Origin of the sequence: Pelagibacterium halotolerans B2 (genome assembly GCF_000230555.1) — a bacterium.
Taxonomy (GTDB): Bacteria; Pseudomonadota; Alphaproteobacteria; order Rhizobiales; family Devosiaceae; genus Pelagibacterium; species Pelagibacterium halotolerans.
The window spans coordinates 1455727-1471401 of sequence record NC_016078.1 but is presented as its reverse complement, the minus strand read 5'-3'; the positions used below and the strand labels follow the sequence as shown (position 1 = coordinate 1471401).

16 protein-coding genes are annotated in these 15675 nt (G+C 62.9%); 12 read left to right on the top strand and 4 right to left on the bottom strand.

From position 1 onward, the window contains the following. Positions 1–41 precede the first annotated feature (41 nt). Positions 42–479, bottom strand: a complete 438-nt coding sequence (locus KKY_RS07200; protein WP_014130655.1) for a VOC family protein — start codon at positions 477–479, stop codon at positions 42–44. A 642-nt stretch (positions 480–1121) separates the two neighbouring features. Here KKY_RS07200 and KKY_RS19960 point away from each other — a divergent pair. Next, on the top strand, positions 1122–1931 hold the full coding sequence (locus KKY_RS19960; protein WP_158308060.1) for a tetratricopeptide repeat protein: 810 nt from the start codon (positions 1122–1124) through the stop codon (positions 1929–1931). A gap of 198 nt (positions 1932–2129) precedes the next feature. Here KKY_RS19960 and xth read toward each other — a convergent pair whose 3' ends face one another. From xth to KKY_RS07175, 3 genes are all read right to left on the bottom strand, one after another. Continuing rightward, positions 2130–2936 carry an exodeoxyribonuclease III gene (xth, locus tag KKY_RS07185; protein ID WP_014130653.1) on the bottom strand — a complete coding sequence of 269 codons (807 nt, stop codon included), beginning with the start codon at positions 2934–2936 and terminating at the stop codon, positions 2130–2132. Positions 2937–2955: 19 nt separating this feature from the next. Beyond that, positions 2956–3567, bottom strand: coding sequence for a LysE family translocator (locus KKY_RS07180; protein WP_014130652.1), 612 nt, complete (start codon positions 3565–3567; stop codon positions 2956–2958). Positions 3568–3641: 74 nt separating this feature from the next. Next, positions 3642–3992, bottom strand: a complete 351-nt coding sequence (locus KKY_RS07175) for a HesB/IscA family protein (protein ID WP_041529212.1) — start codon at positions 3990–3992, stop codon at positions 3642–3644. A gap of 67 nt (positions 3993–4059) precedes the next feature. Between KKY_RS07175 and KKY_RS07170 the strand changes: the two genes are divergently transcribed. The 11 genes from KKY_RS07170 (at position 4060) to KKY_RS07115 (ending at position 15652) form a co-directional block, all read left to right on the top strand. Next, entirely contained in the window at positions 4060–5250 is a 1191-nt protein-coding gene (locus KKY_RS07170) for a deoxyguanosinetriphosphate triphosphohydrolase (RefSeq protein WP_276324474.1), read from the top strand. A gap of 116 nt (positions 5251–5366) precedes the next feature. Further along, on the top strand, positions 5367–7118 hold the full coding sequence (argS, locus tag KKY_RS07165) for an arginine--tRNA ligase (protein ID WP_014130649.1): 1752 nt from the start codon (positions 5367–5369) through the stop codon (positions 7116–7118). Positions 7119–7203: 85 nt separating this feature from the next. Beyond that, on the top strand, positions 7204–9273 hold the full coding sequence (locus tag KKY_RS07160; protein ID WP_014130648.1) for an SPOR domain-containing protein: 2070 nt from the start codon (positions 7204–7206) through the stop codon (positions 9271–9273). An 81-nt stretch (positions 9274–9354) separates the two neighbouring features. Continuing rightward, the gene (locus tag KKY_RS07155) at positions 9355–10149 is read left to right on the top strand and encodes a segregation and condensation protein A (protein ID WP_014130647.1); all 795 of its coding nucleotides are present in this window, start codon (positions 9355–9357) and stop codon (positions 10147–10149) included. Beyond that, positions 10146–10808, top strand: a complete 663-nt coding sequence (gene scpB, locus KKY_RS07150) for an SMC-Scp complex subunit ScpB (protein WP_014130646.1) — start codon at positions 10146–10148, stop codon at positions 10806–10808. Before KKY_RS07155 ends, scpB begins: the two co-directional genes overlap by 4 nt. A gap of 138 nt (positions 10809–10946) precedes the next feature. Continuing rightward, a complete protein-coding gene (gene tatA, locus KKY_RS07145; RefSeq protein ID WP_014130645.1) occupies positions 10947–11186 on the top strand; it encodes a twin-arginine translocase TatA/TatE family subunit in 240 nt (79 codons plus the stop codon). 44 nt (positions 11187–11230) lie between these two features. Then, the gene (gene tatB, locus KKY_RS19535; RefSeq protein WP_014130644.1) at positions 11231–11998 is read left to right on the top strand and encodes a Sec-independent protein translocase protein TatB; all 768 of its coding nucleotides are present in this window, start codon (positions 11231–11233) and stop codon (positions 11996–11998) included. Then, positions 11995–12825 carry a twin-arginine translocase subunit TatC gene (gene tatC, locus KKY_RS07130; protein ID WP_014130643.1) on the top strand — a complete coding sequence of 277 codons (831 nt, stop codon included), beginning with the start codon at positions 11995–11997 and terminating at the stop codon, positions 12823–12825. Before tatB ends, tatC begins: the two co-directional genes overlap by 4 nt. A 72-nt stretch (positions 12826–12897) precedes the next feature. Then, a complete protein-coding gene (gene serS / locus KKY_RS07125) occupies positions 12898–14202 on the top strand; it encodes a serine--tRNA ligase (protein ID WP_014130642.1) in 1305 nt (434 codons plus the stop codon). Next, complete coding sequence (surE, locus tag KKY_RS07120; protein ID WP_014130641.1) at positions 14199–14990, top strand: 5'/3'-nucleotidase SurE; 792 nt, start codon at positions 14199–14201, stop codon at positions 14988–14990. Before serS ends, surE begins: the two co-directional genes overlap by 4 nt. A gap of 17 nt (positions 14991–15007) precedes the next feature. After that, on the top strand, positions 15008–15652 hold the full coding sequence (locus KKY_RS07115) for a protein-L-isoaspartate(D-aspartate) O-methyltransferase (protein ID WP_014130640.1): 645 nt from the start codon (positions 15008–15010) through the stop codon (positions 15650–15652). Positions 15653–15675 lie beyond the last annotated feature (23 nt).

Here is a 15675-nt window from a genome sequence, read left to right as displayed (position 1 = left end):
CATGCTTTTGCTGGACACGCTCTAAAAGGCTGCGCTGTCGCTCAGCGCAGCTCCTCGGCAAGCCCGATCAGGAGCCCTTCGGGCCCCCGGATGTAGCAAAGGCGATAAACGTCTTCATACTGGACGACTTCGCCCACGAGCTGCGCGCCGCGCGTGCGCAGCCTTTCCAGCGTATCGTCGATATCGTCCACGGTGAACATGACGCGCAGATAGCCCAGGGTGTTGACGGGAGCGGTGCGGTGATCCGCAACGACTGCGGGGCGGATGAAGCGGGAGAGTTCGAGCCGGCCGTGGCCGTCCGGTGTGCGCATCATGGCGATTTCCACGTGCTGGTCGCCCAGCCCGGTGACGCGCCCGGCCCATTCACCTTCGATGGTGGCGCGGCCTTCGAGCTCCAGACCGAGTTCGGTAAAGAAATCGATCGTCGCCGAGAGGTCCTCGACGACGATCCCCATATTGTCCATTCGCTTGATGGTCATGTTTGCAATCTCCCTTGAGGCGCCAACTTACAATCGGCCAATCGGTCCGACAACGCGCGACCGGGCTCACCGGCGTTTGTGACAATTTTGATACAGTCCCGCGAGACTCGTGATCGTGCGCGGCGCAGTCACGCTTTGCTAAGGGACCACGCCACAATCTTACCCTAAACCAGCCGGAGAACGGTTGGTGGTGGGCGGATATGGTATCTCGGTGCGCTGGCGGCGCGCCGGACGCCTATGCCTGCCAATCGGCGCCCGAAGCGGGATCGAATTCCCGCCAACGGGCCCAGGAGCAGGACAGGAATGGCAATCGGCGTATCTTATTGCAGCGAATTGACCGACCACGCGGCGAGCGGACGGCTTGCCACGCTGACGGCGGACAATCGCTTTAATGCCGACACAATGGACCGATATTCTTTCGTCAATCAAACATATGAACTGCCGTTGGCGGTTCGGGCATTGAGGTCTTTCGCAGCCAGGTGCGGCCAGGGAAAGCCGAGTGCCGAAACAACAAAAAACAACAGGGTGGCGGCGGGCATACGATCTGCCGTCTTGAACGATACGGTAAGGTTTCCCGGCTTGGCGGCGGGCGCGCCGGATGTGGCGCGACGGCTGCTGGACTGGGGCATGAGAAGGTGTGTTATGCCTATAGTCAGGAGTACTGCGTTCGCTCTGGCTGCGACCTGTTCGGCTTTGCTTTCCCTTGGCACGGTGCTGCCGGCGCAGGCGCAGAGCGCGCTCGATGCCGCCCAGGAACTGGCCCAGATGCTCGATGGCGTGACGGCCACCGAATTGAGCGGCGACAACCTCGTTTCAGCGCTCGAGGGCGCCGCCGACGCGGGCCAGCCCATCGCGTTGTGGCAATTGGGGACGATGTATGAAACGGGCGCCGGGGTTCAGAAGGACCCCGCCAAGGCGTTCCAGTATTTTTCGCGCATCGCCAACGAGAATGCGGACGCGCCGCCGAGTTCGCTCGATGCGGATATCGTGGCGCAGTCCTTCGTCAAGATCGGCGATTACTACATGCAGGGGGTGCCCGATGCGGGCATTCCCGAGGATGCGTCGCGCGGCCAGACCTTGCTGATGCACGCGGCGACCTATTTCGGCGATGCGGATGCGCAGTTCAGGGTGGGCATGCTCTATCTCAATGCCGAGAGCTTCGGGATCAACCCGCTGCAGGGCGCGCGCTGGCTTTCGCTGGCGGCCCGCAAGGGGCATGCGGGCGCGCAGGCGCGGCTGGGCGAAATGCTGGTCGTGGGCAATGGGATCGAGGCGCAGCCGATCGAAGGGCTGATGTGGCTCAATATCGCCTATCGCTCGGCGCTCGGGACCAGCGATGAGGGCTGGATCCGTGAATTGACCGACAGCGCGATGGCCAAGGCCGATCCGGCACAGGCCGAGGCCGCGGTGCGGGCGGCGGATACGCTGGGAAGCCAGTTCGCCGAGTTTTAGGTTGGGTGAGGGCGGCCTGCAAACGGCAGTCTCCTGCGCTTCCGGTGCTCACGTACCAAAGTACGCTCCGCTCATAGCCCGCGAGCTTAAGCTAGACGGGCGTTCTTCCCTATCGAAGGTCCACCGGACCTTCGATAACCGGTCATCACTCTCGAAGACCGCTCGCCCTGACCCAACCTCTCCAGATTAGCAAATCAACTAAGCAGCCTTTGCGGGGCGGCCGGCGAGGGTGAAATCGCCTTCGACGGGGACGTGGTCGGAGGGCTTGTCCCAGCCGCGGGTGTCCTTGTGGATGGTGACGCCGGTGAGGCGGTCGGCGGCCTGGGGGGAGAGCATCAAATGGTCGATGCGGATGCCCGCGTTGCGGCGCCAGGCGCCGGCCTGGAAATCCCAGAAGGTGAAAGCCTGTTCGCTGGTGGTGGCGCGCAGGGCGTCGGTTAAACCCAGATTGACGATGCGGCGCCATTTTTCCAGGCTCTCGGGCCGGAACAGGGCATCGCCCCACCATACCGAGGGATCGTGGCAGTCAAAGCCGGTGGGAATGAGGTTGAAATCGCCCATCAGGATGAAGGGCTCCTCATAGGCAAGGCGCTGTTCGACGAAATCGTAAAGCCGGTCCATCCAGCCGAGCTTATAGGGAAATTTTTCGGTATCGACCGGATTTCCGTTGGGCAGGTAGATATTGCACACGCGCACGACGCCACCGTCCTCGGTGGAGAACACGCCTTCGATCAGGCGTGATTGCGGGTCCTCGTCGTTGCTGGGCAGGCCGCGATGGACTTCATCGAAGGGGATTTTGGAGAGCAGGGCGACGCCGTTGAAGCTCTTCTGGCCGTGGGTTTCGACATTGTAGCCGCGCGATTCGAATTCGGCGCGGGGGAAGTTTTCGTCGAGGCATTTGATTTCCTGGAGACCAACGATGTCGGGCTTGGTTTCGTCGAGCCAGGTGAGGACGGCCGGAAGGCGTGCGTTGATGCCGTTGATGTTCCAGGTTGCTATGCGCATCGGGCCGTCTCGTTGGTTGTCAGCGATCTGAAAGGGCGAGGCGCAGGCCTAGCAGGCCAAACGTGGCCGCAAAGCTGCGCCGTATCCATTTGAGCACGTCGGGCCGGGAGATGACATAGTCACGCGCCAAAGCGGCGCAGGCCCCGTACCCCACGAACGTTATGAAGGTTATCGCCATGAAGATCGCTGCATGCAAGAGCAGTGTTGGGGTGGCGTTGGGGGTGTCGAGGGGAACGAACTGGGGCAGAAACGCCAGGAAGAACAGGCTGAGCTTGGGATTGAGGACATTGATGAGGGCGCCGCTGGTCGCGATCCTGGCCATGGAGGCTGGAGAACGGTCGGCCTCGAGCCCCATGGCGCCGCCGGAGCGCAGGATCGACCACGCCATATGGAGCAGATATGCAACGCCGAGATATTTGAGGGTCTGGAAGGCCAGGGCGCTGGCGTGGAAGATGGCGGCAAGGCCGACGATGGAGGCGAGGGCGGAGGGGATGATGCCGAGCGTGCAGCCCAAGGCGGCAGCGACAGAGGCCCTGAAGCCGCGACCGAGACCTACGGCAAGCGTGTAAAGCACGCCCGAGCCTGGGAGCAGGCAGACGATCAGGGCGGTGATCAGGAATTCGGTGCTCATGGCTTACCTCCGCGCGCAAGAGAGGCAGAGGTAAGCATTATCGCGCGGCCAAGGCGACCCGAAAAATGCGGGGATCAGACAGCGAAGCTGGTGCCGCAGCCGCAGGAGGCGACGGCGTTGGGGTTCTTGATCTGGAAGGACTGGCCGATCAGATCGTCGACAAAGTCGATTTCCGCGCCGCCCATGAATTCAAGGCTCATCGAATCGATGTAAACGGTGGCCCCGTCGCGGGTGAGCACCAGATCGTCCTCGGTTGGCGCTTCCTTGACGATGTTGTATTCGTACTGGAAGCCCGAGCACCCGCCGCCAGCCACGGCAATGCGCAGGACGGTGCCGGGTTCTTCCTTCGACAGAATGCGGTTGATCCGCTTGGCGGCGCGCTCTGTCAAAACGACCTCGTTCGGTGATAGTTGGATATCGGTCATGGCGCTGTTGCTTTTGATTGCAAATTCGGTCTCCAACATAAGATCGTAGGGCGACGATGAAAAGGGGCTGTCCCACATGAGTGATATGCATGCGGTTTATGCCGCCGATCCGGCGCAGTCGCGGGGCCGGGTCTATCGCCCATCTGCCAGCCCGACGCGCAACGAATTCCAGCGGGATCGGGACCGGATCATCCATTCGACGGCGTTCCGGCGGCTGCAGCACAAAACGCAGGTTTTCCTTCATCACGAGGGTCAGCATTTCCGCACGCGGCTGACCCATACGCTCGAAGTGAGCCAGATCGCCCGTTCGATAGCGCGGGCGCTGCGGCTCAACGAGGATCTGGCCGAGGCCGTGGCGCTGTCGCACGATCTTGGGCATACCCCGTTCGGGCATGCGGGTGAGCGGGTGTTGTCCGAGAAAATGGCAGAGCTTGGCGGGTTCGACCACAATGTGCAGGCGCTGCGGGTAGTGGGGGTGCTTGAGAATCGCTATGCCGAGCATGACGGGCTGAACCTGACCTGGGAGACGCTCGAAGGTATCCTGAAACATAACGGCCCGGTGGTCGGCGATGCATCCGAGCACGGGCAGGACATCGCGGCGGCGCTGGCGGACATTCCGGCAAGTGAGGACTTGCTGGCTGGAACCTATGCCAATCTCGAGGCGCAGGTGGCGGCGATTGCCGACGATATCGCCTATAACGCCCACGATATCGACGATGCGGTGCGCGCGGGATTGGTGGTCATCGACGATCTTGTCGATGTGCCATTGGTGGGGCCGATTGCGCGGGAAGTCATCGAGATGTGGCCCGGACTGGAGCGCGGGCGGCAAATTCACGAGGTGCAGCGGCGGCTGATCACACGGACCATCGAGGCGGTGATCGCCGAAAGTGCGGAGCGGCTGATTGCGGCGGCTCCGAAAAGTGTCGACGATGTCCGGCATGCGGGGCGGGCGTTGATCGGGTTCCCCGTCGAGATGGCGGAAGATGAGGTCGAGCTCAAGGCGTTCCTGTTCGCCAAAGTCTATCGCGACGCGCGGGTCATGGGGCCGGTGCGCGAGAGCGAGGCTGTGGTGGGGCGGCTTTTCGATGCCTATATCGCCGAGGGGGATATGCCGGGGCGCTGGGGGCTGGCCCATAGTACCGCCGGTTCTGAGGCCGCGAGAGCCCGGATCGTCTGTGATTTCGTGGCCGGGATGACAGACCCGTTCGCGCTTGACGAATATGCCCGTTTGTTTGACGACAGACCCGATTTCCGGTAACCCGCCTCGGCATGCCGATATTGGCGCGAGGGCGGGCTGTAAACTCCGGCTTTCGCCGCGCCTTGACGCCAATCTCAACGTGCCGGTTTCGAATTTCAATCATAGGTTTCCTTCAGATGGATGTGTTTGCCCTCTTTGAAGGGCGCGTCACCGATGCGCTGATCGCGAGTTTTCCCGAGCTGGCCGACAATCGCGAGCTGCTGGCCCGCGTCGTCGTCGAGCCGCCGCGCGATGCCGCCCATGGGGACCTTTCGACCAATGCCGCGATGGTGGTGGCCAAGCCGCTGGGCAAGAACCCCCGCGAGGTCGCTGGTGCGATTTCCGAGCGGTTTTCAGGCGATGCCGACGTGGCCGCGGTCGAGATCGCCGGTCCGGGGTTCATCAATTTCCGGCTCCAGCAAAGCGTCTGGCACAAGGTGCTGTCCTCGATTGCCGAACTCGGCGACGATTTCGGGCGGGCCGATGTGGGGCAGGGCGAGAAAGTGAATGTCGAATATGTTTCGGCCAACCCGACCGGGCCGATGCATGTGGGGCATACGCGGGGCGCCGTTTACGGCGACGCGCTGGCCTCGCTCCTGGCCTATGCCGGATATGACGTCTCCAAGGAATATTACATCAACGATGCCGGGTCGCAGGTCGATACGCTGGCCCGGTCAGCCTTCCTGCGATACCGCGAGGCGCTGGGGGAGGAAATCGAAATTCCGTCGGGTTTCTATCCGGGCGACTATCTGATCCCGGTGGGGCAGGCGCTGGTGGAAGAGTTCGGCAACTCCCTGTTGGGCAAGCCCGAAGAGGCATGGCTGGCCCCGGTCAAGCAGCATGTGCTGGCGGCGATGCTCGAACTTATCAAGGCGGACCTGAAAAAGCTCAATATCGAGCACGATGTGTTCTTTTCCGAAAAGACGTTGCACGGACCGGGGGGCGAGATCGAAAAGACGCTCGCGTGGCTGCGCGATGAAGGTCTGATCTATGAAGGGCGGCTCGAACCGCCGAAGGGCAAGCTGCCCGACGATTGGGAAGACCGCGAACAGACCTTGTTCCGGGCCACCCAGTTTGGCGACGACGTGGATCGTGCGCTTGTCAAATCGGACGGCAGCTATACCTATTTTGCCGCCGATATCGCCTATCACCGCAGCAAGGTGCTGCGGGGCTTCACCACGCTTATCGACGTTCTGGGCGCAGACCATGCGGGCTATGCCAAGCGCATCGAGGCGGCGGTGAAGGCCGTTTCGGGCGGCAAGGCAACGGCCGATGTGCGGTTCTGCCAGTTGGTCAAGCTGTTGCGGAATGGCGAGCCGGTAAAAATGAGCAAGCGCTCCGGGGACTTGGTGACGCTTGCTGATGTTGTGGAGGAAGTGGGAGTCGATGCGACCCGCTTCATGCTTTTGTTCCGGCGGAACGATGCACCGCTCGATTTCGACTTTGCGCTGGTGAAAGAGCAGAGCAAGGACAATCCGGTTTTTTATGTGCAGTATGCCCATGCAAGGACGTTTTCGATTTTCCGGAATGCGGCGCGCGATCTGCCCGAACTCGATACGACCGACGCGGCGCTGGCCGGAGCCGACCTTTCGCTGCTGTCCACAACGGATGAAATCGAGCTGATCCGGTTGCTCGGTTCCTGGCCGCGGCAGGTTGCGGCAGCGGCGCGGGCGCATGAACCGCATAGACTTGCGTTTTACTTGCACGAGCTTGCCGCGCAATTCCACGCCTTCTGGGGCAAAGGCAAGGAAGACCCCAGCTTACGCTTTGTTAACGACGATGACCCGAAACTGACACTGGCTCGACTCGCGCTTGTGGATGGCGTGCGCCGGGTTCTCGGCAACGGCCTTGATCTTTTGGGCGTCAGCGCCCCGCAAGAGCTTTCATAATTACGGCGCATTGCTGTGAACAGTTCCGTGGGCATGCTCGCAATCAAGGGCAAGTTAAAGCGAAAGACTTTCGGGGCACTGCTCTATGACCGATACAAAGTACAACCCGGCCACGGCGGGTCAGGACTCCGATGATCTGATTGCGGAACTGGCTCGGCTTGTGGCGCAGGATGCCCGCACGGCTGCCGGGCCGACCAGCGCGTACAAGCGCGACGAGCCCGCCTTCCGGCAGGAACCCCAGGTCGAAGCGCCCGCAGAACCGGCCATGCCCGAGCAGGAAGATTTCCACGAGGCTGAAGCCAGTTTCGGCGCCCCTGAGGGGCACCACAGCGAAAATCCCGGCGAGCCTGAAGATCGCTTCGAGCCGGAGCGCGAGAGCGGACAGAGCGATGCCATGCCGGTTTTCGATTTCGGGTTCGGCACCGCGCAACAGACCGGCGTGCCCGAGCAGACCGCATCGGGCGATCCGATTGCCGACCTGATTGCCGATGCCGAAGTCGAGGCCTATGACCGGGACTATTCCCAGGATGACGATTGGGCGGAACATGACGATCCGCTGCCGGCCGAGCCCGAAGCGGGGCCGGTTTCATACGAGGGGTATGGGCGAGCCGAAGATGAATTTTCGAGCGCCGGGGAAATGGCTTCCGACCAGGAACGGGACCCTCTGGGCGATATCGAGGCGCTGATCGGGGAGGCGGCCCGCGCCAATTCCAGTGATGGTGGCCTGCCCGCCGGGCGGCGCGTGAGGTCGAGTTTTCTCGACGATGGGGAAACCGATGCCGCCGTCGATGCTGCGGAATCGGCCATTCTCGCGGCGGCTGCGGCGACGGGCGCGTCCGTGCGCCGCGTCGAGCCGGCAAGCGATCCTGAAGACTGGCTGGTGGCGCCCGCGCCACGGCAGGCCCAGCCGCGTGAAGAACCTGCATTCGAACCCGGCCAGCCCACACCGGAACAGGTTATTCCCGATCCGTTATTTGGCGCTTCGGCGCCGTCAGACAACGCGCCGGCAGAGGATGGCCAGCCGCTCGACTATGCCGATGATGGCTATGGCGATGAGGGCTATGCCACAGAAGAGATGGCGCAGCGCCATCCGTACCGCCGCAGGTTTGGCGGATTTATCGTGCCGGTCGCCGCGGGAGCGGTGATCCTTGCCCTGATCGGCGGCGTCTATTTCGCGTTTTTTTCCGGTCCCGTCGATCCGGGCGAAGCGCCCGTACTGACGGCAGACGCCTCGCCGCTCAAGGAAGAGGCGGCGCCCACGCCCAATGATTCCGCTGCCAGCGATTCGGTGGTGTTCAGCGAGATCGAGGGCAATGGCGCTTCCCCGGAAGACGAGGAGCTCGTATCGCGCGACCAGACCGACGGCGCCAGCGGCGCCCAGGTGGCCGAGGCTCTGGCCCCCGAAGAGGGCGAGACTGCCCTCGCCAATCGCCCGGTTCGCACGGTAACCGTGCGTCCCGACGGCACCATTGTTCAGGCCGACGACAGCGTTGCGGGATCCAACGTTTTGCCGGTCGAGCGCCCCGACGTTCCTGCGGTCCCCAACAGCACGCTGACGTCCGACCCGATCGGCGAGGCCATCGCGCAGGCCATTGGCCAGGATGAGTCCGCTGCCGGCGCGGACGCCGCGACGCCGACTTCCGTGGCCGATGTGGGCGAAACCGTGCCCGACGCCAGCACGCCTGAAACGGCGGATTCGTCCGAAGCGGCCCCAACGACCACGACCACGACCGATGACCCCGGTGCGCCGGTTCCGGTCGCGCGGCCGGCCGGGCTGACGGCCCAGACCAGCGCCGCTTCGACGCCCACTCCGGCGACAACGGCCCCCGCGACCGAGACCGTTGCTGCTGTCACGCCGGCTCCGGCGGAAACGGCTCCCGCTGCCTCGGCGGCAACGCCATCATCGAATGTCGGCGCGTGGGTGCAATTGTCGTCGCAGCGCAGCGAGGCGGATGCGCTGGCCGATATTCCTGCATTGCAGTCGCGCTACGGTTCGCTGTTCAACGGCGCCGAGCCCGAGGTCAGCAGGGTCGATCTGGGCGAGCGCGGCATCTATTATCGCGTAAGGCTGCCGCAACCGAGTTTCGATCAGGCCAATTCGGTCTGCACGGCGATCCAGGGGCAGGGCGGGGACTGTTTCGTGCTGAACAACTAGGGCGCGGCGGTTCTCACGGCTTGACTGGTTTGAGGGGAGTGGCAATGCTGCTCTCCTCTTTTGCTTTGCCAGCGGCGGGATATGGCCGAGACTTCTGATCCCTGGTTCGACGGAATGCCTGAACGCGCGCAAGCCGATACGGTGATGCACGTGGATGTGGGCGGCTATGAAGGTCCGATGGATCTTCTGCTCGAGCTTGCGCGCAAGCAGAAGGTCGATCTTTCGGGCATTTCGGTTTTGGCGCTGGCCGAGCAATATCTGGCGTTTATCGAAACCATCCGCCAGCAGCGGATCGAGATTGCCGCCGACTATCTGGTGATGGCAGCGTGGCTGGCATATCTGAAAAGCCGGTTGATGGTGCCCCAGCAAAGCGATGACGAGGAGCCGAGCGGCGAGGAAATGGCGGCCTTGCTGCAGTTCCGGCTGGCGCGGCTCGAGGCGATGCGCGACGCGGCGGGACGGCTGCTCAATCGCTCGCGGCTGGGGCGTGACGTTTTCGCGCGCGGCATGCCGGAGCCGGTTTCCATCACGCGGCATGCGCTGTGGGAAGCGGATCTCTATCAATTGCTGCGGGCCTATGCAGCCCAGCGTGAACGCGGTATTCCAGCCGAATATTCGCCGCATCAGCGGACGGTCTGGGGATTGCAGGAGGCGCGGGAAATTTTGGAGCGGTTGATCGGGCAGAGTTTCGAATGGATTTCGCTCGATACCTATCTGGCGGACTATCTGGCGCGGCCGGAAGAACGGGCGACGGCGATGGCGTCGAGCTTTACGGCATCGCTCGAACTGGTGCGGCTGGGGCAGGTGGAATTGCGCCAGCAGGAAGCCTTCGCGCCGCTGCTCATGCGCAGGCGGCGGGGAGACGTGCCGCAATGAGCGCCATGGAAGACGATGCGCCCGAGGTGCGCGAGCGCAATCTTCGTATTCTCGAAGCGCTGCTTTTCGCTTCGGCCGAGCCGGTGGATCTGCGCGATGTTGCGCCGTTTCTGTCCGATGAGGCCGATGTCGAGGATTTGATCGACGCGTTGCAGGCCCGCTATGCGGGGCGGGGGATCAATCTGGTGCAGCGCGGGTCGAAATGGGCGTTCAGGACGGCGGACGACCTCAATTTCCTGTTGCGGCGGGAGGAGACCGACACACGGCCCTTGTCGCGGGCGGCGCTCGAGACACTGGCGATCATCGCCTACCACCAGCCGGTGACGCGGGCGGAAATCGAGGAAGTGCGCGGAGTTTCGATCTCCAAGGGCACGCTGGACGTGCTGATGGAGGCGGGTTGGGTGCGCATGCGCGGCCGGCGGCGAACGCCGGGACGTCCGGTGACCTACGGCACGACGGAAGCGTTTCTCGATCATTTCGGGCTCGAGACGCTGGGCGACCTTCCGGGGCTCGAGGAATTGAAGGGCGCGGGGCTGCTTTCGAGCCGCGTGCCACCCAGTTTTCAGGTGCCCATGCCGTTCGACGGGGCGTTGCGCGACGACGAGGACCCGCTCGACCCCGACGACGCAGGCGACGTGGAAGCCGAGAGCGAGGATTGATCGGCCCGCGGCCCGCTGCGACGATTATGGTTCAACAAGAGAGCACAGCATCCTTGTTTTCGCCGCCAATAATCAATATCTGTGGGCCAGACACATCTGCCGGCCGGCGCTGATGCCGCGGCATTAGGAGGTATGGAAATGAATCCCGGACCCTGGGGACTTCTGATTATCGCGATCGTCGTGCTGCTGCTTTTCGGGCGCGGCAAGATCTCGGGCCTGATGGGTGAAGTCGCGGGCGGTATCAAGGCCTTCCGCAAGGGCATGGCCGAAGAGGAAACGCCCGACGACACCCCCCCCGCCACGATCGACCAGAAGCCCGGCCAGGCTGAGCCCACGCTCAACCAGACCACGGAAGCTGAGACGCGCAAGGACGCGTAAGGACGCGTTTTTTCCGCATAGCTTTCAAACAAGGATAGATCGGCATGCTTGGGCTTGGCTGGAGCGAGATGCTTGTTATCGGCATCGTGTTGCTTGTCGTCGTCGGCCCGAAAGACCTGCCGATGATGATGCGCAATGTGGGCCGGATGATGGGTACTGTGCGGCGCATGGGCAATGATTTCCGGCGGGAGATCGACAAGGCCATAGCCGCCGACGAAATCGCCGAGGCCAAGAAGGCGATTTCGGACCCGCTCAGGCAGACCAGCGCAGAGATCAACCGCGAATTCAACTCGATCCGCAACGGCAAGGTGGAGCCGACGGGCAAGCTCAAGCCGCCCGCCACGGGCGAGGAGAGCGTCGTCGATGCGATCCACGCGCAGGCGGGCATGTCGCAGGCACGGGCCACGCCCTCGGCCGCTTCGGCTGCCCTTCGCGCCAAGGTAAGCGAATCGGTCGCCAGGCCTGCCGACGCGGCGACGACGGCGGCCGAACAACCCGCGCCGCTTGCCGATGCGCCTGCCAAGACGAAGGTCAAGGCCGCGCCGCGCAAGGCTGCGACACCGGCGGCCAAAGCCACGGACAAGGGTGGCAAGGCGGCAACGAAAGCGGCCAAGCCCGCCGCGGCAACCAAACCTGCTGCGGCCAAGGCGGCCCCCAAGCCAGCGGCGACACCCTCGACGAAAAAAACGGCTGATGAAAAGCCCGTCAGGCAGCCAAAGGCTGCAAGCAAGGCCGGCGCAAAAAAGACAACGGCCAGGAAAACGACACCAACGCCGAAAAAGGCCGCGGCGGATACGGGCGGCGATAAATGACCCAGGCGCAGGAAAAGATCGCGGGGCCCGAGGCCAAGGAAGACGAGCTCAAGGGCAGCGAGGCACCGCTGATCGAACATCTGACCGAGCTTCGGACGCGGTTGATCTATTCGATCATCGCCCTGGCCGTGCTGTTCATCCTTTGCTTTTTCGTCGCCGACCAGATCTACAATTTTCTTCTCGGGCCGTTCGTCGCGGCGGCCGGCAGTCCTGAAGCTGTGCGGTTGATCTATACGGCGCCGCAGGAATTTTTCTTCACCAAATTGTCCGTGGCGCTGTTTGCCGCGATCTTTCTGGCGTTTCCGGTGATCGCCTCGCAGATCTATGCGTTTGTGGCGCCAGGGCTCTACAAGAACGAGCGCATGGCGTTCCTGCCCTATCTGGTTGCGACGCCGATCTGTTTTCTCATCGGTGCGGCGCTTGTCTATTACGGCGTGATGCCGCTGGCGCTGGGGTTCTTCCTGGGCATGCAGCAGACCGACCCTTCTGGCGTTTCCATCGAAATGGTGACGCGGGTTTCTGAATATCTGAGCCTGATCATGACGCTGCTGCTGGCGTTCGGCGTGTGCTTTCAGTTGCCGGTCATTCTGACGCTTCTGGCGCAGATCGGGCTGATCGGGGTCGACAACCTCAAGGCGTGGCGCAAATACGCGATCGTGGCGATCATCGTGATTGCGGCGTTCCTGACGCCCCCCGATCCGATTTCGCAGATCGGGCTCGCGATACCGCTGTTGCTGCTTTACGAGCTTTCGGTCTTTGCGGTGCGTATTGTCGAAAAACGACGGCTGGAGCGTGAGGCGGAACTGGCCAAGGATCTCGAAAGCTAGGTCGACCTTGAGTTTGACGCCCGGCTCGGCTAGGCACTGTCCGTATCTTTCTTTCCAGCGGACCAGCCCAAAATGTTCGATATCAAGTGGATCAGTGCAAATCCTGAAGCGTTCGACGCCGCGCTCAAGACGCGCGGGATGGAGCCGGTTTCCGCATCCCTGATCTCGCTCGACGATGAGCGGCGGGCCGTGGTCGCCGAACTCAATGCCGTCCAGGAAAGGCGCAACGCCTCCTCGAAACTGATCGGGCAGGCCAAGGCGCAAAAGGACGAGGCGCGGGCCCAGGAATTGATGGCCGAGGTTTCGGGCCTCAAGGACAAGCTCGGCGAACTCGAAGCGCGCGAAAAGGCGCTGACCGAGGAAATTCGGGCGGCGCTTTCGGTGATCCCCAATTTGCCGGCCGAGGGCGTGCCGGTGGGCGAAGACGAGAACGACAACGTTCCCTATTTCCGGGCCAATGAATCCGAAGCGACGCGGCCGGCCAAGCCCAATCTCGGCTTTGCGGCCAAGGAGCATTACGAACTCGGCGAAGCGATGGGCGGGATGGATTTTGAAACCGCCGCCAAACTTTCGGGCAGCCGGTTCGTTGTGCTCAAGGGGCAACTGGCACGGCTGGAGCGGGCCATCGGACAGTTCATGATCGACCTGCATGTGGATCAGCATGGCTACACCGAAGTCGTGCCGCCCTATCTGGTGCGGGACGAGGCGATGTATGGCACCAGCCAGCTTCCGAAGTTCGATGGCGACTTCTTTTTTACGGCGCATGGGGACGGGCGGCTGGCGCTCATACCAACCGCCGAGGTGCCGCTGACCAATTTCGTGCGCGAGTCGATCCTTCCCGAAGACGAACTGCCATTGCGGTTTACGGCGCTGACACCGTGTTTCCGGTCGGAAGCGGGGTCGGCGGGGCGGGATACGCGGGGGATGCTGCGCCAGCACCAGTTCAACAAGGTCGAGATGGTGTCGATCACGACGCCGGAGAAATCGGCCGAGGAGCATGAGCGGATGCTGGCGTGTGCGGAAGAGGTGCTGAAGCGGTTGGGCATCCATTATCGCGTCATGCAGCTTTGTACCGGCGATATGGGGTTTGGGGCCAGGCGGACCTATGACATCGAGGCTTGGCTGCCGGGGCAGAACACCTATCGCGAGATTTCGTCGGTTTCGGTGTGCGGCGATTTCCAGGCGCGGCGCATGGATGCGCGCTATCGCGACGCGAACGGCAAGCCGCAATTCGTCCATACGCTGAACGGTTCGGGCGTGGCCGTGGGGCGTGCGTTGATCGCGGTCATGGAAAATTATCAGAACGAAGACGGCTCGGTGACCATTCCCGAAGCGCTGCGCCCCTATATGGGTGGGCTGGAAAAGATCGGCGGATGAAAGCCAACCCGCGCATCCTTTTGACCAATGACGACGGCGTGGATGCGCCGGGGCTTGCCGTGCTGCTCGATATTGCGCGCGACCTGTCCGACGATGTGTGGGTGGTGGCGCCGACAAACAACCAGAGCGGCACCGGGCACCGGATGACGTTCGGGTACGAAATCGAGATCGAGGCGCGGGGCGAGCGAATCTTCTGCCTCGACGGAACGCCGGCCGATTGCGTGGTGGCGGGAATCACCCATGTGCTCAAGGACAAGCGGCCCGATATCGTTTTGTCGGGCGTCAATCGCGGGCAGAACCTTGGCGATATCATGCATTGCTCGGGGACGGCGGCGGGCGCGCGCGAAGGGGCGTTGCATGGTGCCATCGGGATCGCGTTGAGCCAGGCCATGGATTACGACCATGGGCGCGACGAGATCGACTGGGGCCCGGCGGCTGAACTGGGCGCGGAAACGGTGAGGTCCATCCTGGATGTGGCCGGCGCGCGCGACACCTATTTCAACGTCAATTTTCCGATCTGCGCGCCGAGCGAGGTGAACGGGATCAGGCTGGTGCCGCATCAGCGATTCGCGCATTCGCCGTTCGAGCTGTATCCGAGCGACAATCCGGGCAAGCATTTCGTGACGATTCTCAATACGCCCAAGCCTCTGGACGCGGGCGCGGATTTCCATATCCTGCATGAAGACAAGGCGATCACGGTGACCCCGCTCATGTTGCAGCAGACCGATATGGAGTTCGTCCAGCGCCATCAAGGGCGATTGCCGTTTACAGGTCCCGCGCGGGCGTAAACGAGAGGACGGGGCGTTTGACCGATTACTGGGAAGCGCGGGCCGGCCTGATCCTGAACCTTCGCCAGCATGGGGTGACCGACCCGGAAATCCTGCGCGCTTTTGAAACCGTGCCGCACGAAAGATTCGTGCCTGAGGATTTCCGCGAATACGCCTATCGAGAATCGTCGCTTCCCATCGAATGCGGGCAATCGATCACGGCGCCCGGCCTTTTGGCGCAATTGCTGGTGCCGTTGGCGCCACAGGGGGCAAGCAAGGTGCTGGAGGTGGGAACAGGTTCGGGCTATTCGGCCGCGCTGTTGTCGCGGATGGCAAGGCGGGTGTTCTCGATCGAAAAGCACAGGATATTGGCCAAGAGCGCTCAAGCGCGCTGGCAAGGGTTGGGCTATACCAACATCGTGGGGCTCAATGAGGACGGGTTGGCCGGGCTGGAGCAGCAAGCGCCCTTCGACCGCATCCTTCTGACCGGTTCGGTGGGCGAGGTACCCGAGGATCTCGTCGAGCAGCTTGCCGATGGGGGAATCGCGGTGATGGCGGTTGGCGCGCCTTCCGAGCGGCAGGCCATCGTGCGCATCGAGCGGGCCGACGACAGCTTTATTGAAACGGAAACCGGGACGGCAAGGCTGGCGCCGCTTAGCCCCGGACGGGTGCGTGGCCCGTAAACCGGTGCCGATCCCAAATAGCG